Consider the following 25149-nt stretch of genomic DNA (forward strand, 5'->3'; position numbering starts at 1 on the left):
GCTGCGGCAATAAAAATGGCGGGCCAAAGACCCGCCATTAGCGTTTATCGGGAGAGGAAATCTCCAAGCGCTTCGAAGAAGCCGTCGAGATCGTCCCAAGGGATCATGTGGCCGGCATTCGGGACGCGGCTGATCTCGATAGCGGGATTGAGCCCACGGATTTCCGCTTCATCTTCCGGCGCGATCACGCCGCCACGTCCCGCGACCATCAGCATCGACGGCCGCTTCAGCGCGGCAAAATCCGGGAAGATGTCGTCCTGGTGGAAGTCCTCGAAGGCGGTGACGATGGCAGGCTCAAAGCAGGTGTGCAGCCATTCGGCGCGCAACCGCAGCTGGCTTTCCGACCATGTCGGGCAAAACGCCTTCATGCCCTCGGCATCAATGCCTGCCAGCGCGAGGCGAATGCTATCGACATACCAGGGCAACTTGCTCGGATAAGGCCGGCGGCCCGGCCCGGAGACCGGGGGATCGATAAGGGCGAGGCGGGAGAACTCGCCGCCGATATTTGCCGCCCGCATGGCGATGCGCGCACCCATCGAATGGCCGAGCAGCGCAGGAGCGCCAACACCGAGCGCCTGGGCAAAGCCGATGACATCGGCGGCCATGGCATCGAGACCGTAGTCGAGATCCGGACCGGTCGAGGACAGGCCGCGGCCCCGGACATCGAGAACGTAGACGTCATGGCGTTCGGCAAGGCGCTCGGCAACGAAGCCCCAGGTGATCGCCGGGCTGGTGATGCCGGGAATGAGGATGACCGGCCGACCCTTGCCGCCATAGCGCAGATAATGCTGGCGAATGCCGTTGGCAGAGACATTCGCCCCGTAGAGAGGGGCCGCGCTCATGCGACGCTCTTGTCGAGGATAGGCTCGGCATAGACGTCGTAGCCGTAGACCCATGAAGGATCTTCCTGCGTCTGCAGAAACGTATTGGCGTTGGACACGGTCTGGACCTGCGTCGCGCGATCGCGTCGGCTGGCCTCATAGAGGCGGAAGGCGGTCGCGTAATCCTGCGATCCGGTTTTCTTCAGGCATCGCGCCAGCATGGCCGCATCCTCGATCGCCATGGCGGCACCCTGAGCCATATGCGGCTTCATCGGGTGGCAGGCATCGCCGAGCAGGACCATGCGGCCCTGGCTCCAGAGCGGTAGCGGGTTACGGTTGAACAGCGGCCACTTGGTGACGTCGTCGGTGGCTTCGATCAGCGCCTGGATGACCGGATGGTATTCGGCAAAGGCTTCCGACATTTCTTCGCGGCTGCTCTGCACGAAAGCGCCGTCGAATTCCCAGGCGGGGTGCGGGACGCCGGTCACGTAGTAATATTCGTCGCGGCGGCTGGTGGTGTAGTAGACCATCATGTGGCGATCCGGCCCCCACCACTTGACGCAATCCTCGAAGGTCAGGTCGAACTTTTTCAGCTTTTCCGCCGAGATCATCGCGCGATGACCGACCCAGCCGCTATAGTTCGGCTTTTCGGCACCCAGCAATGTTTCGCGAACGCGCGAGTTGATGCCGTCGGCACCGATCACGATCGAGGCGCGCGCCGAGGTGCCGTCCTGGAATTCGAGGTAGACATCCGAGCCATTGTCTTCGAGGCGGGTCAATCGCTTGTTGAACTGGACGGTGCCGGGAGCCATGGTGTCCATCTGCAAGGCAGAGAGATCGCCGCGATGGACGGTACAATAGGTCGCGCCATATCCTTCGAGGGGAATGCGGGAGAGATAGTCTCCCGTCAGGCCATCCCGGCTGAACCAATAGGCCGGCGTGCTGCTGATATCGACCAGCTTCTTGTCCATGCCGATGCGCTGGAAGATCTTCAGGACATTCGGTCCCATGTGGATACCGGCGCCGAGGCGGGAAAAGCTCGGGGCCTGTTCAAAGATCTGGACGTTGAAACCGGCATGCTGGAGCAGCGCCCCCGCTGCCGCGCCGCCGAGGCCGGCACCGATGATCGCGATTCTTTCATTTCCGGTGGACATGGCGACCCCTTTTTTCGTTTTTCGCCGTATCGCGCTGGCGACAGGCGAATTGGCTTACTTATAGCGTATACGCTTTAAAATGCAATAAGCGAGACAAGCATTCGTGGCGGCTGGTTTAGTTGTATATCCCAGCGTACCGCGTTTTTCGACGTTTGCAACAACGAAATTCGACTTGCCAGTGCTCCATATGAAGCGTATACGCTATTTGTATAAAAATAAGGGGCAGTAGATGCGTGATGTCGGGGACAGTCGCATCGTTATGATGCGCACGCGCCGCCAGGGCGCCCGCCGTATAGCGATCCGTCCAGTAGCAAAAGGCCTGGCTATTTGCGCGATGCTGGAGGAGCTCCCGTGAAGCCTGCCGTTTCCGTTTCACTGAATGTCAACGACGCTCTTTGGCGCGTTAGCGCGAAACCGGAAACACCGCTTCTTTACATATTGCGTAACGACCTGTGCCTGAATGGACCGAAATATGGCTGTGGCCTGGGCGAATGCGGCGCCTGCGCGGTTCTGGTCGACGGCCGTCCGGTGCGGTCTTGTACTGTGCCGCTTGGCGCGATCGGCAAACGACGCGTGATCACGCTCGAGGGGCTGGCGGTGGATGGGCTTCTGCACCCGGTACAGCAGGCTTTCATCGAAGAGGCGGCGGCGCAATGCGGGTATTGCCTCAACGGCATGATCATCGCCACGGTTGGACTGCTTCAGCGAAATACGGATCCCGACGAGGGCGATATTCGCGATGCTCTGCGGCACCATCTCTGCCGGTGCGGAACGCATGTTGAGATACTGGCCGCTGTGCGCCGCGCCGTAACCCTTACCAAAGCCGGCCGGCCAGTCGACTCGATGACCGACGACCTGACGGAGGTTTCGCGATGAACCACCGCGAAGCACCCAAGTCCGCCTACATGGCAGCCGCCAGCACGCTTCTCATTGTCAATGACGCGTCGATGGGCGACGCCGCCGAGCTTTATATCGCCGTAGGGGCCGATAGCCGGGTGACAGCGTTCAACGGCCACGTCGATCTCGGGACAGGCATCCGCACCTCGCTGGCGCAAATCGTCGCCGAGGAGCTTAGCGTGCCGTTCGAACAGGTGGACATGGTTCTCGGCACGACGACCGCCGCGCCCAACCAGGGTGCGACCATCGCAAGCGAAACCATCCAGATCACCTCAGTGCCGCTGCGCCAGGCCGCCGCGACCGCCCGCCGCCATCTTCTCGCCAAGGCCGCCGAGAAGGTCGGCGTGCCGATTGAGCGGCTGCGGCTGGAGGACGGCACTATCCGTACCGACGGCGGCGAGAACTGGCAGCTGAACTTCGGCGATGTTGTCGTCGGCAGCCACGTCAGGCTGTCGATCGACAGCAATGCGCCGCTGAAGCCGCCGTCGGACTATAAACTGGTTGGCTCGTCGCGCCCGCGCGTCGATATTCCCGAGAAGGCAACCGGGCGCTGGACCTATGTCCACGATGTGCGCGTGCCTGGCATGCTGCACGGCCGCGTTATTCGCCCGCCATATGCCGGATTCGATCACGGCGAGCATGTCGGAAACAGCCTAATCTCGATCGACGAGACCTCGGTCGCGCATATCGACGGGCTGGTCGGCGTCGTCGCCATCGGTGATTTCGTCGGTGTTGTCGCGACCCGTGAGGAAATCGCCATCGAGGCGTCCGGAAGCCTGAAGGTCGTGTGGCGCGCGCCGCCCGAGTGGCCGGATCTGAACATGCCGGAGAAGGCGCTGCGTGCCAATCCGTCGACGCCACGCAAGCTTGCCGATCGCGGCAATGTCGACATGGCATTGGCTGGCAGCGCCCAGCCGATGAACCGCACCTATGTCTGGCCTTACCAGATGCACGGTTCGATCGGCCCGTCCTGCGCGGTGGCCGATTACAATGACGCCGGGCTGACCGTCTGGTCGGGAACCCAGAACCCTTATCCCATGCGCCGAGATCTGGCGCTGCTACTCGACATGCCGGAAGAGCAGATTAGGGTCGAGCGGCTGGAGGCGGCCGGCTGTTACGGCCGCAACTGCGCCGATGACGTGACAGCCGACGCGGCGCTGCTGTCGCGGGCCGTCATGGCACCCGTCCGGGTCCAGCTAACGCGCGAACAGGAACATGCCTGGGAGCCGAAGGGCGCCGCCCAGATCATGGATGTGCGCGGCGGTCTGGACCTGGAGGGAGGTCCGTCCGCCTATGATTTCGAAACGCGCTATCCCTCCAATCTGGCGCCAACCCTTCCCCTGATCCTCACCGGCAAGCTGCCGCCCGTTTCCGACGTCGTGCAGATGGGCGATCGTACTGCCATCCCGCCCTATGCCTACGGCAACCTGCGCGTAACCGTGCACGACATGCCGCCGATCGCACGCGCCTCCTGGTTCCGTGGCGTGTCGGCGATGCCGAATACATTCGCCCACGAATGCTACGTCGACGAGCTGGCCGCCGCCGCCGGCGTCGATCCGGTCGAGTACCGGCTCCGTTATCTCCACGACCCACGCGCCGTCGACCTGGTGCACGCGCTGGCCGAACGGGCGAAGTGGGTGCCGCATACGACATGGGGCACGCTCGGCGGCGAAGGTGATCTGCACTACGGCCGTGGATTTGCCTATGCCGTCTACGTCCACGGGCCGTTTCCGGGTAAGGCCGCCGCCTGGGCGGCATGGGTTGCCGATGTCGCCGTCAACAAGAAGACCGGCGAGATCGCGGTCACCAAGGTGACCTGCGCGCAGGACTCGGGAATGATGATCAATCCCGACGGCGTGCGCCACCAGATCCACGGCAACATCATTCAGTCCACCAGCCGGGTTCTGAAGGAAAAGGTCGAATTTTCCTCGACCGCCGTGCAGTCGAAGGAATGGGGCGGCTACCCGCTGATCACCTTCCCCGAGGTGCCTGATATCGACGTGCTGATGGTGCCGCGGCAGGACGAGCCGCCGCTCGGCGTCGGAGAGTCCGCCTCCGTTCCCAGCGCCGCGGCCATCGCCAATGCCGTCTACGATGCCACCGGCATTCGTTTCCGCGAACTGCCGCTGACGCCGGAACTGGTCCTCGCAACTCTGAACGGCAAGACGAACGAAACGCCGGTCACTCCGGTCGCGAAAAGGCGGAAGTGGTGGACCATGGGTCTGTCAGCCGTCGGTGCCGTCGCGGCTCTGTCCGCTATCGCGACCATGGCATCTCCATGGCGCCCGGCGATCGGCACCATCCAGCGGCCGGACGCCAATGTCTACAGCGCCGCCACCATCGAGCGCGGCCGGCTGGCGGCGGCGGCCGGCGCCTGCAATGTCTGTCATGTCGGAAATGACGGAACACCCTTTGCCGGTGGCCGGCGCTTCGACACGCCGTTCGGCGCAGTTTATGCCACCAACATCACGCCCGATGTCCAAAACGGCATCGGCGCCTGGTCCTACCCGGCCTTCGAACGTGCCATGCGCGAGGGCATCAGCCGCGACGGCCATCACCTCTATCCCGCGCACCCCTACACCTCGTTCGCGGGCGCCGAGGATGCCGATCTTCAGGCCCTCTACGCCTACATGATGACGCAGGCGCCGGTCGCCGAAAGAGCGCCGGAGACGAAGCTCAAATTCCCCTACAGCATCCGCGCAATGATGGCGGGCTGGAACGCGCTGTTCCTGAAGGCGCAGCCGTTCAAATATGTCGAGACCCGCGATGCGCAGTGGAACAGGGGGGCCTATCTCGTCGAGACCCTGGGTCACTGTTCGGCCTGCCACACCGAGCGCAATGTGCTCGGCGCGGAAAAGAGCGGCAGCGCCCGGCTTGCCGGCGGCTTTGCCGATGGCTGGGAGGCGCCGGCCCTGAATGCGTTCGCCAAGGGCCCGGTCGGCTGGACGGCAGACGCCTTCTATGACTACCTGCGCACCGGACATTCGCGCGATCACGGCAGTGCCGCCGGCCCGATGGCGCATGTCGTCGAGGTCATGCAGCCGCTGCCGGATAGCGATATCCGCGCCATGGCCACATATCTCGCAGGTCTCAACGAGGCTCCCGCCGATAGCAAGGCGCAGAAGCAGGCCGCCCTTGCCGCGAGCGAAGCGGCCAAGGCTTCCGCCGCGCGCATATCGCCGAAGGGCGAGCGCCTGTTCAACGGCGCCTGCGCCACATGCCACACTGGAAACACGATCCTGTCGTCGTTGGCGCTCAACAGCAACCTTCATGCGGCGACCCCGGACAATCTTATCCAGGCAATCCTGAAGGGTGTCGAGGCGCCTGCAATCCTGGCGCAGACCACCGGCCGCCAAGCCCCTGAGGTGATGTCGATGCCGGCTTTCCGCCAGACGCTGAACGACGGCCAGATCAAGGATCTCGCCGATTATCTGAGAGCGCGCTTCGCCCCCGACAAGCCGGCCTGGATGGAAACGACCAAAGCCATGCAACGTGTGACGGCAGCAAGCCACTAGGGAGAGACGAGTTGGAGCAGATCCGAACCGAGCAGGATATCGGCCGCCGCGACTTGTTCGAGAACCCGACAGCCGCGTTTCGCCCGTCGGCCTACTGGTTCTGGCATTCGATCCCGGCAGAGGACGTTTGCCACGCGCAGCTCGCCGATTTCAAACAGAAGGGGATCGGCACGATCCTGATCCAGGCCCGTCTCGCAATGTCGCGCGATGACTACCTGTCRCCGCCCTTTCTGGACGCCTATCGTGTTGCGGCTGGGATTGCCGGCAAGCTGGGCCTGAAGCTCGGAATCTACGACGATTACAACTGGATCAGCGGTCACGCCGGCGGCCGGACGGTCGTGGACCGCGACGACCTGCGCGAGCGCCACCTGTTCTGGTCGTCCTCGGGAGACGCGCGGGGCGAGATCAGCGGCATCCATCCGCCGTTCACCCGGACGATGGGCCCCGATATCGTCGCGTGGCAGTATGAGGGCAGCATCGTCGAGTGGTGCCAGTGGACCGTCGAGGCAGCGCTGCTGCATCCGTCGGTCGGCATCGACAGCCTCGACCAGGTGGTCGACGTCACGGCGCGGACATTCGTCGTCGAAAGCGACCGAACGTCGTGCAGCTACCTGTTCGAGGGCGTGCCCGATGGGGGGCAGGTGCTCACGGTGTTCGTCAGCGCCCGGTCGAGGACCTCGCGGCTGATCAATTATCTCCTGCCGGAGGCTGCGGAGCGGTTCATCGAAGTCGGACTCGATCCGCTGATCGAGGCGCTTGGCGATCTCGTGCCCGACCCCGTCGGCTTCGTATTCTACGACCAGCCGGCGGCGGGTTTCTACAAGTGGAGCCAGATCTCCGGTGACCTCGGCAACAGCCTGCTCTATGCGCCGACCCTGCCGGACGCCGTGTCGCGCGGCACGGGAGAGACCTTCGCCAGGGCCCTGCTGGCGCTGGTGGGTGACGTCGGGCCTGAAACCCTGCGACTGCGCGCCCAATTCTACGCCGCCTATTCGGCCCTGATGAACGAGGCCTTCTCCGGCACGTTGCGCCGATGGGCCGAGGGCAGGGGGATCGTCCTCACCGGGCACGAGATCCTGCCGCATGTCAGTTCCTGGTCGTTGAACGGCGGTTTTACCAGCATCGACCCCAGGGTGGCGCTTGCAGTGGATTTCTTCGGCATCGATGCCTACCGGCACGAGACGGCCGTTGATTCCAACAATTTCGTGGCGCAGCTGGCGCCGAAGCTCGGCGATTCCGTTGCCCGTTCGAATGGTCGCAGCCGATGCGTCGTCGAAACTTATGCCAGCGCCGAGCGAACGCCCGTGCGTGCCGCCGGGCAATGGGAACTGACCCTGGAGACGATGCGGGCGCAGGCCATCCGGCTTCACTGCCTCGGGAGCCGACAGTTCCTCTGGCACGGCGTCTACCAGACGGATGGGCGCGACGACGATCCGACGCCGTTTTCCAATCCACGTTTCGATTTCGGGCCGGGCATCAATTTCGAGCCGTGGTGGAGCTACCACGATCTGTTTGCCGAGGAGACGGCACGGATTTCCGCCTTCATCGAGGGCGCCACGCCCCGCACGCCGGTTGCTATCCTTTATCCTCTTCATACAGCTTTCGCAGAAGGGCCGCGCCACAGCCATGCAACCCATATCGGCGCCTGGTGCAAAGGGCTCCTAGCAGAGGGCTGCGACTTCATGTTCGTCAGCGAGGCCGATTTGGCGACCGCTACGATCGAGAACGGCCACCTGCGCGCGTCCGGCCTTATTTTCGATGCTGTCGTTCTGCCGTCCGTCACCGTGCTCGAAACGACGAAGACCTTGCAAACGCTCGCCGTCTTCAAGGCGGCGGGTGGTGCTGTCTGGTCTTCAGGCGATAGCCTGTCCGCTGTTTGCGACGGTATAACACGCGAGGCTGTCGAGGTTTCGATGCATATCGAGAGGATGCCCGGTGACGGTGATGTGGGCGCTCTGTTGCGGTCGCTTCGATCGACCGGTCCCGATGTGGCCTGCCATTCGGTTGATAAGCCTTGGCAATGGATCGGATACGAGCCTGATGGTTGGTGGCGGATCGTGTTGTTCAACGATGGCTCGACGGAACGCGTCAGCGAGATTTCCTTCGGAGATGGCTTCGAGTGCGAAGTCTGGTCGGCGACAACAGGCACGGTAAACGAGGTATTCGCCTTTGAGCATTTGACGGTCGTTCTTGGCCCGCAGGACGTGCGTTGCCTTCGATTGCGGCAGGTGCCGGAGACGGTAGCGCGGGAAGGTCATCTCTCGGATCAGCCTGTCGTCGACGATGGTCGTGCCGTACCGCTTGTCGACGATTGGAGCTTCGCGCCGGGGCCTGATGCTGAATTCGTGCCGATCTCGGTCGAAACCGGTTGGGAAATGCAGGGCTTTGCCGATTTCTCCGGGACGGGCATCTACCGGTTGACGCTCGAAATCGGCGATGAGGCCGATTGGGTCCTCGAACTGCCCGCCGTCGATACGGTGGTTACTGTCCGGCTGGATGACAGGCAGATCGGTCGCCGCGGCTGGCGGCCCTACAATTTTGCTCTCGGCAGGTTGACCCCTGGCGTCCACAGCCTTGAACTGCACGTCGCTAACACGGCTGCAAATCGGTACTACAAGAATACACCCTACCTCGGCGACAGCCTCGACAAGAGTGGATTGGCCGCAGCACCGAAACTCATCCCGCTGACAAACTGACCGGAAGTCATAGAGCCATGCCACAACATTCGACGATCCCCCTGATGCGTGCTTGGAACAGCTGGTCCACCCGGCCGGCCGAAATGGTCTTCCTGCCGCTCGGCGTGCGGATCACGCCGATCCTTTATTCGACCCGCAGCAAGACAACCTCCGCCATCGAGCCGCGCCGCGATACCGTTCGGCTGGGACGCCATACGATCGACGGCTCGTTGATCGAGCTGGAGACAGATCACAGCGGCACGACCGTAGCCTTCTCGACGACGAAGACCGACCCTTTCGCCATTCGCGGCAGCTGGGACGGCAAGGTGTCAGCCGAATGGGGGCTGCGTTTCTGGCTGACGCTGGCGATCTCTTGCGATGGAGGTGAGGTGGCGGTCCATGATGCAGGACGAAACGTCACGCTCTTGAAGATCGGTACACGGTTCGTGGCGGTCGCGACCACCGAGGTGCCGGTGCATGTGACTGGCCACGAGACGATCGACGCCTTGCGCGCGGATTTCGAGGAAAACGGCTACTTCTATACGGCGACCCGCAAGAACGAAGCGCCGGTCATAGGCTTGCGCTTCAATCTTGAGATGATGCGCCAGGGGGCCTATGCCGCAGGCGTCGCCGATAGTGCCGAACTGGCGATCTCCAAGGCGCAGGCCTGCCTTGCCGCCGGCGCGCCAGTTGCGATCGCCGATGCGCAGACCGGCGTGTTCGAGGGCGCACTCGACGCGATGCGTGACGTCGTCGCCTGGAACACCATCTGGGACGAAACCAACGCGCGTTCCTACACGGCGGTCACCCGGATCTGGAACCTCGGGAAATTCGCCGTCTGGTTCAACGACCAGATTTTCGCTGCCCTTCTTGCGGGCGTGTTCGACGCCGATCTGGCGCGCGAGAACATGGCGACCGCGATGGCCGGCGCGACCCCGCAGGGCAATATCGCCTGCATCGTCACGTCCAACGATGCCTGGGTCGATCGCACCCAGCTGCCGTTCGGCGCGTTGGTCGTCTGGCAGCTCTACCAGCGGACGGGCGAACGATCGATAATTCAGGCAAGTTACGAGGCGCTGGTACGCAATCGGCGCTGGTGGCAGGACAACCGTGATCCTGATGGTACCGGCCTTTTGTCCTGCGGAACCTCCGACGTGGGCGAGGGCCTCTACAAGGGGACGGCCTTTGCCGCGCGCAATGAAACCGGCATGGACAATTCGGCGACCCATGACGAGGCGATCTACGATCCCGTCACCCGGACGCTGTCGACCTTCGATCTCGGCGTCAACTGCGCGGCCGCTCTCGACGCCGAAATGCTTTCGAAAATGGCCGCCGTGCTCGGCAAGCATGACGATGCCCGCGAATTCGCCGCCTTGGCCGAACGTCAGCGGACGCTGATCTCGCAGACGCTCTGGGACGAGAGCCGCGGCATCTTCGCCAATCGCCAGCGGCGCGGCGGTTTCGTGCGCTCGCTGTCGCCGACCAGCTTCTACCCGCTGCTGTGCGGCGCCGCGACGCCGGCGCAGGCGGCACGTCTGCTCGAGCATCTGAGCGATKAGACGACCTTCGGCGGCGATTTCGTGCTGCCGAACGCAACGCGAGACGATCCGGCCTTCACCGACAACGTCTACTGGCGCGGGCGCATCTGGCCGAACGTCAACTATATGGTCTGGCTTGGCCTGCGGCGCTGCGGTTTCGTGGCGGAGGCGAGCAAGCTGGCAAGCCAGAGCTACGACCTGTTCATGAAGAACTGGCGTTACGATCGCATCGCCGCCGAAAATTACAACGCGGTGACCGGCGAGGCAATGGATCAGGGCGATACCGATCCGTTCTACATCTGGGCCGCCATGCTGCCGCTGATGGCTGCCAGTGAGATCGTTGACTTCGATCCGTGGACCGGATGGACGATGCGCCATGCCGGCTGGGATGTGGTGCTCGGACCTATGGTCTCGCCGTCGGGAACGCTCGAGCTGGTCGTCAAATCCGGAACCCTGGTGATGACGTTGAACGGTCGCGCAGCGCTGAAGACGGATCTGCGCACCACGCTGTCGCGCATCGTCTTTGCCAACGGGCGGGTGGCCTGCACGATTGCTCCGGTCTCCGAGGCTGGTTACATCGAGTTGCCAGGCTTGGCATTGGGCGATGTTCTTGCCGCCCGTATCAACGGGCAGGACATCAACTATGTGTCGGGCGGCGACGGAATACGCGTCATGATTGCTGGACACGCTGAGGATCGCCGGCTGGACGTCTATTTTTCATCGTCAAGCGCTCACTAAAGCAAGGCAGTGCTTGACAGGTCTCGATTCCTCACCGATAGTTTGTGTACATATAAAATAAAAGACTGATGCTAAAGTCAGAGGGTTGAACGAACAGCTTGCAGGAGATCCGTGGATTCATGCCGGCCGCTCAATGAAGTGTGTGCTTTTCTTACAAAGTGGTGTGCCGCTGCGTCGCAGCGAGCGCTTCATTTCGCCGAGACGTCAGCGCCACACGGACAACGCTCATCTGCTTTTAGTATGTATACAAATGATTAAGCGCGCTTTGGCACGTTGTTTGTTTTCAAGCTAGCCGATCCGTTGAGGTCGATGACCGCGGGTCATGATGGTCCATAACTGTGTATCTTCAAGAGGGGTGCCACAATGACTGAACTCACCAGACGCAACACAATGAAGTTGATGTCCGCAGCACTGATTGCTGGCGTCAGCATCTCCACCTTGCCGCGCAAAGCCCTTTCGGCCGGATCCATCACGGTCCTCAACTGGCAGGGCTACGGAACCGACGAAGCCTGGTCGCTGAAGGCTTTCACCGAAAAGACGGGCATCACAGTCGTCCATGACTACTACAGCTCGGAATCGGAAATGCTGACCAAGATGCGCACGAATCCGGGCGCCTATGATCTTGTTATCCTCAACGCTGCGCGTTGCGCCCAGGCGGTTGCCGAAGACCTGCTGCAGCCGATCGATTTCAGCAAGGTTCCAAACGCGTCAACAGTCGACGAGACCCTGCGCGCCAACCCGAACTTCAGCAAGGACGGCAAGGGTTATGCCGTTCCGTGGGTCTGGGGCATGACCTCGCTTGCCATCCGTGAAGGCATGACCGTTCCCGACAGTTACGCGGTGCTCGCCGACCCGGCCTATAAGGGCCGTGTTGCCATGGACGACGACGCCATCATCAATGTCGGCGTTGGCGCGCTGATGAGCGGGCAGGACATCAACGATCCCAAGGATCTGGCTGCTGTTACGGCCGCGCTGAAATCGATCAAGCCGAACGTCAAGTTGCTGTGGTCGACGGAAGATCAGTGGAACAAGTCGTTCGCCGCCAAGGAATTCGACCTGTCGCTGTTCTGGTCGGGCGGCTCGGTGCGATCCAAGCGCGTTTCTAAACTTCCGGTTCAGTTCGTAGTGCCTAAGGAAGGCGGCGTCGGTTGGGTCGATGGTCTCGGTGTTCCGACATCGGCTCCGAATCCAGAAGGTGCTCTTGCATTCGTCAACTGGATGATCGATCCGACATTCTATGTCGAATGGGCAACCAAGATCGGGGCCCCTGCTTCTTCAAATTCGGCAGCCCTTTCAGCACTTCCTGCCGACGATCTCACCCGCCTGGTCCACAAGACCGAATATTTGAAGACGACGTCCTTTGTCTCGGGCATTCCCGACGACCGGCGCGAAGCCTTCAATAATATCTGGCAGGAAGTGAAAGCCTTCTATGCAGAATGATCGTCTGACATCAGCGTCAGAGCGCGGACCTTCGGGTCCGCGCAGCCGGCGCCCACTCCCGCCATGGGTTTCGACGACGGCGCTGCTGCTGCCGACCTATGGTTGGCTGACACTTGCCGTCTTTCTGCCGCTGCTGACCATGTTCGTGTTTAGCTTCATGTCGGCGACACCGATGGGCAAGGCCCCGATCATCTTTACGCTGAAGCAGTACCGCGCGTTCATCGATCAACCTTATCTGGTCGGGATCGGCATCACGTCGCTGCTGATCGGCTTCTGGACGACGCTGTTCTGCGCGGTGCTTGGTTTCCTGGCGGCCGTGGCACTGGTCCGCTCGACCTTCGGCAAGACGCGAGAGATGTTGTTGATCCTCATTCTCCTGCCATTCTGGACCAACGGTCTTGTGCGCGTCTTTTCGTGGACCATGGTGCTGCGCGAAAACGGCTTTCTCGACAGTCTGCTGCATATGATTGCTCCGGACGCGGGTTCCATCGGCTTTCTCTACACGCGCTATGCCGTGGTGGTTGGTCTTGTTCACGGCTACCTGCCGTACATGATCCTGACCTGCTACATAGCGCTGGTGGCCATCGACGACGCGATCATTGAGGCTGCTTCAAGCCTCGGCGCGCGCTGGTGGACCATCCTGTTCAAGATTTTGATGCCGCTTGCGGCTCCCGGGCTGATCTCCGGCGCCGTTTTGATCTTCATTCCGGTCATCGGTTCCTTCATGGAACCGCGCATTCTGGGCGGTCGTGTCGGCGTGACCATGGGAACGGTGATCGAGGATCAGTTCACCCAGGCCTTCAACTGGCCTTTGGGCGCATCCTTGTCCTTTACGCTGCTGGCTGTCGTGCTCGCAATTTTCGCAACCTTCTCCGGTGTCCTGCGCCGCGGAACGGTCGCTTGAGGAAGGGATCATGAAAACGCTCGGTCCAATCTATCTCATCGCCATCCTCATCTTCCTCTACACGCCCATTCTCGTGATGATGGCGATGGGGTTCAACGCTTCGCCACTTTACGAACTGCCGTTCCATTTCTCGCTGCAATGGTACGACGCGCTCTGGGACAACAGCATCCTTCTGACGGCGGGCCTGAACAGCCTGGTGATCGCGAGTATCACCGCGGTTCTGGCGACGGCTTTGGGTACCATGGCTTCCGTTGCGCTGTCGCGCCGGACCTTTCGCGGCAGAAGTCTCCTGCAACTGATGCTGCTGCCGCCGATTGCCATTCCCTGGCTGATCACCGGCACGGCCATGCTGATCTTCTTTTACTGGACCGGTATCGGGCGCGGCATGCACGCCCTGTTGATCGGCCACGTGGCGCTCGCCATCCCCTACGTTGTTCTGGTCGTCGGCACGGGCTTCAAGACAATCCGCGCCGACCTTGAAGAAGCCGCGATGAGCCTTGGTTCGACACCGGTTCACGCCTTCTTCTCGGTGACGCTACCGCTGCTTTATCCGAGCATCCTTGGCGCCGCGCTCTTCGCCTTCGCCGTGTCGCTCGACCAGTTCGTGATTTCCTACTTCCTCGCAACGCCCGGATACACCACCCTGCCGGTGCAGATCTACTCCTCGATCCGCAAGGGCTTCACCCCTGAAATCAACGCGATCTCCACCGTGCTTCTGCTCGGCTCGATGACGATCATCCTGATTTTTGCGCGCTTCGCCAAGCCCGGAGACACAAGTGACAAACGTTAAAGTCAATTCCGTTGCCAAGACCTACGGCACCACACCGGTCCTGTCCGATATCACCACCGAGTTCCCTGAAGGCTCTTTCACCAGCCTTCTCGGCCCATCCGGCTCCGGCAAGACCACACTGCTTCGCATCATCGCGGGCTTTATCAAGCCCGACCAGGGCGTCGTCACGATCGGCAACAATGATGTCACCGACATTCCGGTCTGGGGCCGTAACATCGGCATGATGTTCCAGTCTTACGCGCTGTTTCCGCATATGACGATTGCCCAGAACGTCGCCTTCGGTCTCGAACGCCGGGGCATCAAGGGCGCCGCCGCCCGCAAGGAAGTCGACCGTGCGCTGGAAATGGTGCATCTGCCTGGCTTTGCCGATCGCATGCCCAAGCAGTTGTCCGGGGGCCAGCAGCAGCGCGTTGCGCTTGCCCGCGCCATGGTCATCAAGCCGAGCGTGCTGCTCCTCGACGAGCCGCTGTCGGCGCTCGATCGGCGCCTGCGCCAGGAAATGCAGGTCGAACTGCTGCGCATCCAGCGCGAAAGCGGCCTGACGACGATCTTCGTCACCCACGACCAGGAAGAGGCGCTGACGCTGTCCGATAAGGTAGCGATCCTCGACAAGGGCCGTATCGTCCAGATCGGCGAGCCGGAAACCGTCTATGAGCGACCGCTGACGCGCTTTGCCGCCGAATTCCTCGGCGACTCCAACTTCCTCACAGGCACCGTGGAGAACGGCGCGGTGCGTCTCGCCGATGGGACGGTCGTTCAGACCACCGCCACGTTGCCCGCAAGCGGTTCGAACGTCACGCTCGCCGTGCGCCCGGAGAAGATGTCGATCGCATCGGGTCCGACGGATGGCAACGGCCTGACGGCACGCATTACCACCGTCATCTATGCAGGTCCCGTGCTGTCCTATCTGCTGGAAACCGCAGACGGTCTGCCGCTGAAGCTGTTTGCACAGAACCGCGATGGCAAAGTCCTGAGTGATGGCGACACCATCACCCTGACCTGGGCCGCGGAACACACCGTCCCGGTGGCCGACTGATGATGGCACCCGCGCCACTCTCCAGGAATGCGTTGCATGTCGTCATCGACATGCAACGCCTCTTCGCTGAGCAAACGGCGTGGTATACGCCAGCGATCGAAGGCATCCTTCCCAATGTGGTGGCGCTCAGCAAAGCGCGGCCCGCTGAGACTGTCTTTGCTCGCTTCATGGTGCCCCAAAGTGCCGAAGATGCTACGGGTCGCTGGAAGACCTACTATCGTCGCTGGCCATCGGTGACGCTGGATGAGCTCGATGTCGCCATGCTGGATCTGGTGGCGCCGCTTACAGCGATCGCCGCTCCAGGCTCCATCGTCGACAAGGAGACCTACTCGGTCTTTGGCTCGCCCGGGTTTACTGCGCGTTTGCAAGGATCGGCAACGGACACGCTGATTTTCTCTGGCGTCGAGACCGACGTCTGCGTCTACGCCAGCGTTCTCGATGCGGTCGACGCCGGCTACCGGGTCATCCTCGCCGAGGACGCACTGGCAAGCGGCGACATGAAGGCACATGCCATGGTCATCGAGATCTTGGCGCCAAGGCTTTCGGAGCAGATTGAAATTCTGACGACAGAAGCCATTCTGAATTTATGGCGAGAGTAAAATCGGCAGCGCCATTGCCGGTCATCACGAGGAACAGGCAGATTTGAGAGATCCGATGGACGTTCCGTTCAAAGAAAAAGACGGCCGACAAAAGACCGCAGCGACCGAGGCGCAGGGCCAGCAGGCCCAGTATACACTTGGCGAGCAGATCGGCTTCTATCTGCGCCAGGCCAACCAGCGGCACGTGGCGATCTTTGCGAGCCTGATGGCCGAGAAGCTGACCACCACCCAATGGGCGGCGCTGGTCAGGCTGAAGGACCTGCAGCCCTGTTCGCAGGGCAATCTCGGCCGCGAGACCGCCATGGATATGGCGACCATCAAGGGCGTCGTCGATCGACTGGTGAAGCGTGGCCTCGTTCACACCGCCCCCGACGCGGCCGACGCGCGCCGGCTGGTGCTGACGCTGACGCCGGAAGGCGAGGTGACAGTCGCCCGCAATCTGTCGGTCGCGCTGCAGATCTCGCAGGAAACGCTGAGCACGCTGACGCTTGCCGAGCGGATGATGCTGATGGAACTCCTTCAGAAGATCTGTTGACACACGCCTGATCCGCAGTACCGGAGACCAATCATGTTCCAGCCGAGCGACGCCGACATTCGAATGCTTGTCGACCAGATGACGGTGACCGAAAAGGTCGAACTCCTGAGCGGGCGTGGCCTGTGGAAGACGGCATCGATCAAAAGGCTCGATGTTCCTTCGATCGTCATGACCGATGGGGCCTATGGCGTGCGCTATTCTACCACCCAGATCGACGCCGGCGACAACGACGAAGACAGTCTGCGGGCGTTCCTCGATCTCGTCGGGCAACAGGGCGACGGATCGGGCGGCATGTTCGGTGCCACCCGTCCAGCCACGTGCTTTCCCAACGGCAATCTGCTGGGCTGTTCCTGGGATATTGATCTTGCCTATCGCATGGGCGCTGCGCTGGCGGCAGAGTGCCAGGATTTCGGGGTTCATCTGCTTTTGGGGCCCGGCATCAACATAAGGCGCACGCCGCTGGCCGGGCGGGCCTACGAGTATTATTCCGAGGATCCTGTTATTAGCGGCGACATGGCATCAGCCGTCATCTGCGGATTGCAGGATAACGGCGTCGGGGCGTCGCTCAAGCATTTCGCCTGCAATAATTCCGAAATCGAGCGAACCACGACCAGTTCCGATGTCGATGAGCGCGCCCTGCGCGAAATATACTTGGCAGGCTTCGAGCGGGCCATCGAAAAGAGCGCGCCGTGGACCGTGATGAGCGCTTATAATCCGCTGAACGGCATCCAGGCCGCCGAACATCATTGGCTGCTGCGCACGGTGCTGCGCGAGGAATGGGGCTTTGACGGGCTTGTCGTGTCCGATTGGCATGCGATCAAGGATCGTGGCGCAGCACTCGATGCCGGCACCGAGCTGGACATGCCGGAAAGCAAGCCTCGCAAGGCGCGTCTCCATGCATCGATCAACGCCGGCGACGTGGCGCCCGAGGTGATCGATGCCGCCTGCGCGAGAGTTCTGGCGTTCGTGCGCAAGTGCAAGTTGGGCGAGCGGCGCGGCACGCCGGCGGGTCTCGAGGCGCATCATGCGCTGGCGCGCGACATCGCGGCGGAATCGATCGTGCTGCTGCGCAACCAAGACCAGGCGCTGCCGCTCGATCCCGGCCGGGCGGGTGAGCTTCTCATTGTCGGCGACGGCGCGGTCACCCCTGTAATCCAGGGCTCCGGCTCGGCCACCACCAATCCCTATCGCGTCGACAGTCCGTTCGTTCAGATTGCTGCGCGGGCAGGAGACAGCCTGAAAGTCCGGCATCTGCCCTTCTCGCCGGTCGCGCAGCCCGACGTGACGGCGTCGATCGAGGTGATCGTCGAAGCCGCGGAGTGTGCCGATGTCGTTGTCGTGTTTGCGGAAAACGAGAAGAGCCGTCACGGCGAGGGCAACGACCGCGACACACTGAAACTCGCCGCCAGCCACGATGCACTCATCACGGCGTTGGCGGCGACAGGTCGCAAGCTCGTCGTCGTGCTCTCGATGCCAGACACGGTCGAGATGCCATGGATCGGGGATGTCGACGCCGTCCTGGCCAGTTTCTATGCCGGGCAGGGCGGTGGCGAAGCACTGGCCCGCATCCTGTTTGGCGAGCAGAACCCGTGCGGCAAGCTCTCCGCCAGCATGCCGGTTCGCATGCAGGATATTCCGGGCTGGCACACCTATCCGGGCGAGCATGGCCGGCACGTCTATAGCGAGGGCATTTTCGTCGGTTACCGGTTCTACGATCTGAAGGCGATGACGCCAGCCTTTCCGTTCGGACATGGTCTCAGCTACACCACGTTCGCCTATGAGGATCTCAGGCTCGATACGCAGGAGATCACGCCCGGCGCCGGCTGCACCGCCGCCCTTACCATCCGCAACACAGGTACGGTTGCCGGCAAGGAAATCGTGCAACTCTATGTCCGGCCGATTAAGCCGGGTCTCAAACGACCCGTCCGTGAGCTTAAGTCCTTCACCAAGCTTCATCTGGCGCCAGGAGAAGCGAAGACGGTAACGCTTCGGCTGGCGCAGCGCGATTTCCAGTATTTCGACACGTCGCGTTCGGCTTGGGTTCTCGATGCCGAGGCTTTTGTCATCGAAGCGGCTGCATCCTCCAGAGACATCCGCTTGTCGATCACCTTGCCATGCAGGTCGGAGGCTCCGGTCCTGCCGACGATTTCGGCCAACTCTCCGACAGCGCTTGTATTTGCCCACCCGAACACCGAGCCCGCTCTCGTTCGTTTCTTCGTCAGCAGGCTTTCGATCTCCGCCGCCGAAGCCATGGCCCTTCTTGCCAAGACAAAGGGCTCCTTTCTCGGCTTCTACGACACTTTGAGCTGGTATGTCGGAGACAGCGTCAAAGAGGCGGATATTGCCGAATTCTTTTCAGAACTGAACCAACACTAGATTGAGGCCCGCGGGAATGACCATCCAGACGAACCTGACCGACCCGCTGCTGACGGCCGAGCTTTGGATGGAAGCGGGCCGAGCTGTTGCGATTGCGACGGTGATCGAGACGTGGGGCTCGGCGCCGCGTCCGGTTGGGAGTCATCTGGTGGTCGATGGTGATGGCAACTTCGAGGGTTCGGTTTCCGGTGGCTGCGTCGAGGGTGCGGTGGTTACCGCCGCTGCGGAGGTGATTGCCGCCGGCAAGGCGCAGATGCTGGAATTTGGCGTTGCGGACGAGACCGCCTGGCGCGCCGGGCTGTCGTGCGGCGGGCGCATCCGCGTCTTTGTCGAGAGGCTCGGCTGATGCGCCGCGACAGCCTGCAGCGTTTAAACGCCGCGCGTCGGAAACGTCTCGCCGTCGTGCTGCTGACAGATTTTCGGGGAAAAGAGCATATCTTCCTGGAAGGGGATCCAGTCGAGCCGCCATTTGCCGCGCTCGTCGAAGGCGCCTTTCGGTCTGGCCGCTCGATGGCTTTCGACACGATAGATGCCAGCGGCTTCCTCAATGTCTACATACCTGCCCCGCGCATCGCCATCATCGGCGCCGTCCATATCAGCCAGTATCTGACGCCGATGGCAAGGTTGGCCGGTTTCGATGTGCGCATCATCGATCCGCGCACAGCCTTTGCGACGCGTGATCGCTTTCCCGATGTGCAGATGTTCACCGATTGGCCGGTCGATGCATTGATGGCGGATCCACTCGACCGCTATACCGCCTTAGTCGCACTCACCCACGATCCCAAGATCGATGATTTTCCCCTGGCCGAGGCATTGCGCGCCGGCTGCTTCTATATCGGCGCGCTCGGCAGCCGAAAGACCCACGCAGCGCGGACGGGCCGCCTTGCCGCATACGGCTTCGGTGCCGATGCGCTTTCAACGATCCACGCGCCGATCGGGCTCGACATCGGCGCATCCAATCCAGCTGAGATCTCCGTAGCGATCCTTGCTCAGGTTATCAAAGCGCTTCGCACGAGCAGCCGCCAGACGATGCCTGCGTAGCGCCTACGGAGATGCTCACCCTCCTACGATGACGCAGATGGAAAATAGCTTGCCTGGACGCTAAGCTGCTGCAAGGCGTTGTTTCGAAAACGCATTGCTGCCGAGGTAAAAGCCGCTGCAAGTTCGCGACCTCGCAACCTGGAGCTTGTCGACGGAGGACGCTGCGGCGTTGGTGGGATCGGGAAAGAGATGGGAGCAAAGCCGAATGTATCAATCGTCGTGCTGGCGGCTGGCTTGGCAACGCGCATGGGCTCGAATGGCGGGCACAAGCTGTTGGCCATGTTTGACGGAATGCCGCTCGTGCGTCGCTCGGCTTTGGTCGCCAAGGCCAGTGCCGCCCTTTCCATCATCGTCGTCGTCGGCCATCGGCAGGACGATATCCGCGACGTTCTCACCGGCCTGCCCGTGCATATTATTGTCAATCCAGACTACCGAGCGGGCATGTCTAGTTCACTGGCGGCCGGATTTGCCGCTGCTGTAGCCGACGGCGCCGATGGTGTTCTGATTTTGCTTGCCGATATGCCAGGCATTTCCACGGACAATCTGAATCAACTGATTGACGCGTTCCAAGTCGCGGACGGCGCCGCAATCGTTTGCGCCGCTTCTGAGGGTATGCGAGGCAACCCGGTAATCTTGCCACGGTCCCTTAACGACAGCGTTCTCCGCTTGAGGGGCGATATCGGTGCCCGCGACCTGATCAGAACATCGGGGCTGCAGGTCATTGAGGTCGAGATAGGAACCGCGGCGCTAACCGATGTCGATACCGCCGAGGCGATTATCGCTGCCGGTGGCATTCCAGTTGAGGACTGCTAAGCGATGCCGCCGCTCGACCCAGCGGATTCTCACGGCTCTGAGCGCCTAAGGTGAAGAGTTCCACGTCACCGTGGTCATCTGTCATGCGGGTCTTAGCCCGTCGAAGCCGTTAGGCTGCCAACTGCGTACCCCGGCGACTAAATTAGTCCGTCGCGCCGCAGAAAGGCAGGTCGTTATCAAAACAGGCAGAAGATAACTGAGGAAGACCCTTTCGAGTTGCCTTCAGCCGGTTTGACGGCTGGGGCCGCCGCCGAAAGTACATTGGCATCATAGCCAAAAGGTTCACTATCGGGCGGCTCCGGTGATTGGTTGGGCGGGCCGCAAAACGGGGAGGAAGAAAATCACCTTGGTGATTGGTTGGGTGGCCCGCAAAACGGGGCCGAAGCGCCTGCTTCCAAGGATGAAGAACGATCGCATGGCGAAGGGGCAAGCCCCCAAACGGGCGAACGAATTGCAAGAACCCCCCAAACGGGAGAGTAGCAGCGGATACTGCTGCGACTTAGCTGTGCCCCACGCGGCATCGGTGCGATCGCGGTTGAAGGCTGATCGGGTATTCTTAGGGCAATCTAGACGCACGGATCGGGGCTAAATCAGTCTGGTGGCAAGAAGCTGCCACCCGATCCCTAGCATCATCGTTTCCCCGCCGAACGGTTAGGCTCGAACGGATCGCGATGGACGCGCATGACACGCTGGATTTCCTTCGAGCGGTTTGCCGCATGTCGATGAAACGCATCGCAAGCACCATGCCAGTCGCGTGCGGCGAATTCGATTTCTCCGGTGCGATTAGGCCATTGATTGGTCGGATATTACTCAGGAGTTCTGGATATTGGCGGATCCAGCCCACCTCTGCCCCTCTGCCCGGGTTAGGGCCTGGGCTGCCATCAGCATGTCCTCTTCCCATTTGGTATAAAAGCCACGTCGTTGTTCGCGCCATTGCAGATACCAGTCCCAAATTGCTCATTCCATTTCTCTCGGCGCCAATGCCGAGGGCGAGCGGGAATAGGAGCGCGGTTTTAAGAAATGATGTATTAGAGGACGGCCCGTCGGTTGGCGGCTAAATCCATCTGCACCGTGGTCTTAGGGAGCTGGCCTGGAATCCGGCGCCTGCGCTTGACGCAGTGACAACGGTCTACGTTAATTAAGCGCGCTTACCCAAGCTTGATGCTTATTTAAATAAAGGGGCACTTGCTTAAATAACGGACGGAATGGCGGTCACGACTTCGGGGAAGGCCATCTCCGCATGATAGCGGCAGCCGCTTTCGACAACGACGAAGACTTCGCGACCCTGACTGATGTCCAATGCTCCGTTTTCGATCAGGAAGCCGTTAACCGCCGTATCAAACAAGCTGTAGTGAACGACATTGTTCATATGCCCGTAGATGTCGTTGTCGGACCATCGTGTCCCAACTATCCGGAAAATCTTGTATGCGGAACGCTTGCTTGGGCCGCTACGTTCGCTCATCACCAGGCCGCCCTGTAGATAGACAGCGCATCGGCCTCATTGACATCGCGCGGGTTGTTGACGAGCAGTCTCGTCTGCTTCATCGCATCGCGCGCCATGCCGGCCAGATACTCCTCGCCGATGCCCACGTCGCGCAACCGGGGCTGCAGACCGAGTTTTGCCGAGAGGTCGGCAAGCCGTTCGATGAATGCGGCGCAGCGCGCCTGGCCGCCTGGCTCGGAAACGAGATCCGGGAAGACGTCGGTAGCGATTTCGGCATAGACGGCGGAAGCATTCGGCGCGTTGAAGCGCAGGACATGCGGCAGCACCAAGGCGTTGGAAAGACCATGGGGAATATGGAAGGTGCCGCCGATCGGATAGGCCAGTGCGTGCACGGCGGCGACCGGCGAATTTGCGAATGCCTGGCCCGCCAGCAGGGAGCCGAGAAGCATGGCTCCCCTGGCTTTGCGATCCTTGCCGTCTAACACGGCCTTTTCAATGTTTGCGCCCAAGAGTTGGAGGGCTTGCCTGGCCAACATCTTCGACAACGGATTGTTGTTCGCGTGCCTGGATGAATAGGCCTCGATGGCATGCACCATGGCATCAACGCCTGTGGCGGCGGTGATGGGAGGCGGAAGGCCGATGGTGAGATCCGGGTCGAGGATGGCTATATCGGGAAGCAGAATCGGCGATGAGACACCGCGCTTTTCTTCGCCGCCGACGGTGATAATGGAGACGGGCGTTACTTCGGACCCGGTGCCCGCCGTGGTGGGCACCAGAACCAGCGGCAGCCTTGGCCCCTTGGCATTCCCCACACCCCAGGCGGTATCAAGTTCTTCCCCTGACCCAAGGAGCAGCGACACCAGTTTCGCGACGTCGAGCGATGAGCCGCCGCCGAAACCGATGATGCCGGTGGCGTGCGCTGCCCGGCCGGCTTCCACGGCCTCCATGAGGCATGCTTGTGACGGATTCGCCTCCGTCTGGTCGTATATCATCACGATATGCCCCGCGGCCCACAGCGAGGCAACGGCGTCGTCGCATAGTCCCAACCTGCGGATGCCGGGGTCGGTCACGATGAGGATCGACCGGCCGAGCCGCATGCCGACGATTTCGGCAAGCCGCCCGGCTGCACCGCTTTCGAAGACCAGTGAAGCCGTGGTGTTGAATTTGAAGCTCTGCATCGCACACTCCTCGGGCAGCATCATTACTTGGCTCGACGCCTCGCGGTTTGCACGACAGGACTACCGCAATTCCAACCGCGGGGGGAGCCATCCAGCTGCTTTTCGCGGACGCCTGGCAAAAGAGCTTGGGAGCTTTGTGCTGGCGTCACAAATTTGAGTGACGACAAATTTCTCATCCAATTTTGCCGATTGCGATCATTATCGTGTTGGCTCTTTGACATGGCGGATTACCGTCGACCTCCGGAGCCGACCGGCCCGACTTTAGAGATGCTGTCCACTCTCGCCGCCGACGCTTCGCTCGCGACGCTGGTCAGCACCGCCAAGCTGCGCTGGCGCATCGAGCGCGACTATCAGGAACTCAAGCAGGAACTCCGGCTCGGCCATTACGAGGGGCGCGGCTGGCGGGCTTCCATCATCATGCAAGCCTCTGCATCGCCGGCTACGGATTCCTCATCTCCCAAACGGAGACGATTCCCCCTCAGCGCCGACCAAAACCAAAAACCGCCCAGAACCTGTCGTTCCCGAAGGTTATCGACCCCGCGGATCCCCCGATCCAACCCGAACGATACGCGCCAAATCGATCGCCACCATTAGAAGGCACTTGACCGTCGCACTCAGTCGCAACCTTCAGCGATGTCCATGCTGCACCGGGACAATGCCCGCTAAAATCCACAAATTTCCGGCCCAGTAAGACTAAAGCGCGTCGCGATCTTTCAGATTCGCTTGTCGCGCTTTAGGTCTTTGTTTTTACGCATGTCGTTGTCGCCAAACCGCTGCACACTTTTGCGCCACATGCCGTAGAAGACCGTTGGATTACTCCCAGAATCATAATCCTATCTCCGATGAGACACTGCTTCGGCCAAGTGATGTCCGTTTGGCCCGCCGGATCGCGTCGAGCGCGATTGCCGTGAGCAACGTCGCCGCCAGAATGAGGAGATAGCCCCCGACCGCACGGTAGATGAAGACGCCCAAGATGCCGCCGATCAGGAAGGCACCGATCGTATAGAGGTGCAGGCGAAGCTTGGTCAGATTGTGCCGGGTCTCTGTTGCCGGCTCGCGCCCACACAGTATGTCGAAGGCAATACCGAGTTCAATGCCGAGATCGGTGGCCATGCCGGACACATGGGTGGTGCGCACGCGGGCATCCGAGATGCGCGTGACGACGGCATTCTGCAACCCCATCAGGAAAGCCAGGCCGGGAACGAGCACCGGCACCCGCCAGGCGGCCAGCAACCAAAGATCCGCGCAGCCGAGAATCGCAAGCAGCATCGCTTCGGCCAGAATGCTGTAGGCGTAAATGGCATGCACGCCACGACGCCGACCCTCGTTGACGATCAGGGTCGACACAGCCGCACCGAGCACGAAGGCCATCACGATCCCGCCATAGAACAGGGCGGACAGCCATTGGCCGACAGCGAGGTGGTCGGAGAGCGTGGAGACGTTGCCGGTCATATTGGCGGAGAAGAAACCGACGGCATAAAAAGCCGATGCGTTGAGCGCGCCGGCGATCGCGGCAAGCGATGCTGCGAGGCCGCGGTCGATCTTCTCGTTACGGTGAGAGCCCTGTCTTACGAGCATGTATGGCGAGCTGTTGGCGTGATGCTATCAGGTTTGACGGGAAGCTTTTGGCGTGATGACGGTGGACGGTTCCGCTG

The 25149-nt window shown here is 61.5% G+C and carries 19 protein-coding genes and 2 pseudogenes; 15 read left to right on the forward strand and 6 right to left on the reverse strand.

Going from position 1 to position 25149, the window contains the following annotated elements:
- Positions 1-44: 44 nt before the first annotated feature.
- Both AC1ECN_RS06755 and AC1ECN_RS06760 read right to left on the reverse strand, forming a co-directional pair.
- Positions 45-842 (reverse strand): alpha/beta fold hydrolase, encoded by a 798-nt coding sequence (locus AC1ECN_RS06755; RefSeq protein WP_130704775.1) that lies wholly within the window; start codon positions 840-842, stop codon positions 45-47.
- Complete coding sequence (locus AC1ECN_RS06760) at positions 839-1975, reverse strand: FAD-dependent monooxygenase (protein WP_130674479.1); 1137 nt, start codon at positions 1973-1975, stop codon at positions 839-841. Before AC1ECN_RS06760 ends, AC1ECN_RS06755 begins: the two co-directional genes overlap by 4 nt.
- 351 nt (positions 1976-2326) lie before the next feature.
- Between AC1ECN_RS06760 and AC1ECN_RS06765 the strand changes: the two genes are divergently transcribed.
- From AC1ECN_RS06765 to AC1ECN_RS06830, 14 genes are all read left to right on the forward strand, one after another.
- On the forward strand, positions 2327-2851 hold the full coding sequence (locus tag AC1ECN_RS06765; protein WP_130674478.1) for a (2Fe-2S)-binding protein: 525 nt from the start codon (positions 2327-2329) through the stop codon (positions 2849-2851).
- The gene (locus tag AC1ECN_RS06770; RefSeq protein ID WP_130674477.1) at positions 2848-6387 is read left to right on the forward strand and encodes a molybdopterin cofactor-binding domain-containing protein; all 3540 of its coding nucleotides are present in this window, start codon (positions 2848-2850) and stop codon (positions 6385-6387) included. The genes AC1ECN_RS06765 and AC1ECN_RS06770 overlap by 4 nt, the downstream gene beginning before the upstream one ends.
- 11 nt (positions 6388-6398) lie before the next feature.
- Complete coding sequence (locus tag AC1ECN_RS06775) at positions 6399-9083, forward strand: carbohydrate-binding protein (protein ID WP_477952563.1); 2685 nt, start codon at positions 6399-6401, stop codon at positions 9081-9083.
- A gap of 17 nt (positions 9084-9100) precedes the next feature.
- Positions 9101-11338, forward strand: a complete 2238-nt coding sequence (locus AC1ECN_RS06780) for an MGH1-like glycoside hydrolase domain-containing protein (RefSeq protein ID WP_477952565.1) — start codon at positions 9101-9103, stop codon at positions 11336-11338.
- Positions 11339-11701: 363 nt separating this feature from the next.
- Positions 11702-12778, forward strand: coding sequence for an ABC transporter substrate-binding protein (locus AC1ECN_RS06785; protein WP_130666410.1), 1077 nt, complete (start codon positions 11702-11704; stop codon positions 12776-12778).
- A complete protein-coding gene (locus tag AC1ECN_RS06790; protein WP_018068306.1) occupies positions 12768-13682 on the forward strand; it encodes an ABC transporter permease in 915 nt (304 codons plus the stop codon). Before AC1ECN_RS06785 ends, AC1ECN_RS06790 begins: the two co-directional genes overlap by 11 nt.
- Before the next feature lie 10 nt (positions 13683-13692).
- The gene (locus AC1ECN_RS06795) at positions 13693-14472 is read left to right on the forward strand and encodes an ABC transporter permease (protein ID WP_003554934.1); all 780 of its coding nucleotides are present in this window, start codon (positions 13693-13695) and stop codon (positions 14470-14472) included.
- Positions 14459-15508, forward strand: coding sequence for an ABC transporter ATP-binding protein (locus AC1ECN_RS06800; RefSeq protein WP_018068307.1), 1050 nt, complete (start codon positions 14459-14461; stop codon positions 15506-15508). Before AC1ECN_RS06795 ends, AC1ECN_RS06800 begins: the two co-directional genes overlap by 14 nt.
- Complete coding sequence (locus tag AC1ECN_RS06805; protein WP_130674474.1) at positions 15508-16107, forward strand: cysteine hydrolase family protein; 600 nt, start codon at positions 15508-15510, stop codon at positions 16105-16107. The genes AC1ECN_RS06800 and AC1ECN_RS06805 overlap by 1 nt, the downstream gene beginning before the upstream one ends.
- A gap of 55 nt (positions 16108-16162) precedes the next feature.
- Positions 16163-16642, forward strand: coding sequence for a MarR family winged helix-turn-helix transcriptional regulator (locus tag AC1ECN_RS06810; RefSeq protein ID WP_130674473.1), 480 nt, complete (start codon positions 16163-16165; stop codon positions 16640-16642).
- Between the two features lie 33 nt (positions 16643-16675).
- The gene (locus AC1ECN_RS06815; RefSeq protein WP_130674472.1) at positions 16676-19018 is read left to right on the forward strand and encodes a glycoside hydrolase family 3 C-terminal domain-containing protein; all 2343 of its coding nucleotides are present in this window, start codon (positions 16676-16678) and stop codon (positions 19016-19018) included.
- Positions 19019-19034: 16 nt separating this feature from the next.
- Positions 19035-19364: an XdhC family protein gene (locus tag AC1ECN_RS06820; RefSeq protein WP_018068311.1), complete on the forward strand. Its 330-nt coding sequence runs from the start codon at positions 19035-19037 to the stop codon at positions 19362-19364.
- Entirely contained in the window at positions 19364-20059 is a 696-nt protein-coding gene (locus AC1ECN_RS06825; protein WP_477952569.1) for an XdhC family protein, read from the forward strand. Before AC1ECN_RS06820 ends, AC1ECN_RS06825 begins: the two co-directional genes overlap by 1 nt.
- Positions 20060-20248: 189 nt before the next feature.
- Positions 20249-20872, forward strand: a complete 624-nt coding sequence (locus tag AC1ECN_RS06830) for a nucleotidyltransferase family protein (protein ID WP_018495009.1) — start codon at positions 20249-20251, stop codon at positions 20870-20872.
- A 653-nt stretch (positions 20873-21525) separates the two neighbouring features.
- Here the strand turns inward: AC1ECN_RS06830 and AC1ECN_RS06835 are convergent.
- The 3 genes and pseudogenes from AC1ECN_RS06835 to AC1ECN_RS06845 all read right to left on the reverse strand — a co-directional run.
- Positions 21526-21826, reverse strand: a pseudogene (locus AC1ECN_RS06835) (hypothetical protein); the annotation flags it as partial.
- 235 nt (positions 21827-22061) lie between these two features.
- Positions 22062-22334, reverse strand: a complete 273-nt coding sequence (locus AC1ECN_RS06840) for an acyl-CoA thioesterase (RefSeq protein WP_085065870.1) — start codon at positions 22332-22334, stop codon at positions 22062-22064.
- The gene (locus AC1ECN_RS06845) at positions 22334-23494 is read right to left on the reverse strand and encodes an iron-containing alcohol dehydrogenase (RefSeq protein WP_477952571.1); all 1161 of its coding nucleotides are present in this window, start codon (positions 23492-23494) and stop codon (positions 22334-22336) included. Before AC1ECN_RS06845 ends, AC1ECN_RS06840 begins: the two co-directional genes overlap by 1 nt.
- A 255-nt stretch (positions 23495-23749) precedes the next feature.
- Between AC1ECN_RS06845 and AC1ECN_RS06850 the strand changes: the two are divergent.
- Positions 23750-24185, forward strand: a pseudogene (locus AC1ECN_RS06850) (IS701 family transposase); the annotation flags it as partial.
- Positions 24186-24319: 134 nt separating this feature from the next.
- Here AC1ECN_RS06850 and AC1ECN_RS06855 read toward each other — a convergent pair.
- Positions 24320-25072, reverse strand: a complete 753-nt coding sequence (locus tag AC1ECN_RS06855) for a YoaK family protein (RefSeq protein WP_027688563.1) — start codon at positions 25070-25072, stop codon at positions 24320-24322.
- Positions 25073-25149 lie beyond the last annotated feature (77 nt).

The organism is Rhizobium sp. 01N447_2 (genome assembly GCF_056399245.1).

Bases quoted from the DNA above. Each gene is read 5' to 3' on its own strand.
- AC1ECN_RS06815 (WP_130674472.1), top strand. From the start codon at position 16,676: ATGTTCCAGCCGAGCGACGCCGACATTCGAATGCTTGTCGACCAGATG.
- AC1ECN_RS06770 (WP_130674477.1), top strand. From the start codon at position 2,848: ATGAACCACCGCGAAGCACCCAAGTCCGCCTACATGGCAGCCGCCAGC.
- AC1ECN_RS06760 (WP_130674479.1), bottom strand. From the start codon at position 1,975: ATGTCCACCGGAAATGAAAGAATCGCGATCATCGGTGCCGGCCTCGGC.
- AC1ECN_RS06855 (WP_027688563.1), bottom strand. From the start codon at position 25,072: ATGCTCGTAAGACAGGGCTCTCACCGTAACGAGAAGATCGACCGCGGC.
- AC1ECN_RS06795 (WP_003554934.1), top strand. From the start codon at position 13,693: ATGAAAACGCTCGGTCCAATCTATCTCATCGCCATCCTCATCTTCCTC.
- AC1ECN_RS06790 (WP_018068306.1), top strand. From the start codon at position 12,768: ATGCAGAATGATCGTCTGACATCAGCGTCAGAGCGCGGACCTTCGGGT.
- AC1ECN_RS06830 (WP_018495009.1), top strand. From the start codon at position 20,249: ATGGGAGCAAAGCCGAATGTATCAATCGTCGTGCTGGCGGCTGGCTTG.
- AC1ECN_RS06845 (WP_477952571.1), bottom strand. From the start codon at position 23,494: ATGCAGAGCTTCAAATTCAACACCACGGCTTCACTGGTCTTCGAAAGC.
- AC1ECN_RS06820 (WP_018068311.1), top strand. From the start codon at position 19,035: ATGACCATCCAGACGAACCTGACCGACCCGCTGCTGACGGCCGAGCTT.
- AC1ECN_RS06825 (WP_477952569.1), top strand. From the start codon at position 19,364: ATGCGCCGCGACAGCCTGCAGCGTTTAAACGCCGCGCGTCGGAAACGT.
- AC1ECN_RS06755 (WP_130704775.1), bottom strand. From the start codon at position 842: ATGAGCGCGGCCCCTCTCTACGGGGCGAATGTCTCTGCCAACGGCATT.
- AC1ECN_RS06785 (WP_130666410.1), top strand. From the start codon at position 11,702: ATGACTGAACTCACCAGACGCAACACAATGAAGTTGATGTCCGCAGCA.
- AC1ECN_RS06840 (WP_085065870.1), bottom strand. From the start codon at position 22,334: ATGAGCGAACGTAGCGGCCCAAGCAAGCGTTCCGCATACAAGATTTTC.
- AC1ECN_RS06810 (WP_130674473.1), top strand. From the start codon at position 16,163: ATGGACGTTCCGTTCAAAGAAAAAGACGGCCGACAAAAGACCGCAGCG.
- AC1ECN_RS06805 (WP_130674474.1), top strand. From the start codon at position 15,508: ATGATGGCACCCGCGCCACTCTCCAGGAATGCGTTGCATGTCGTCATC.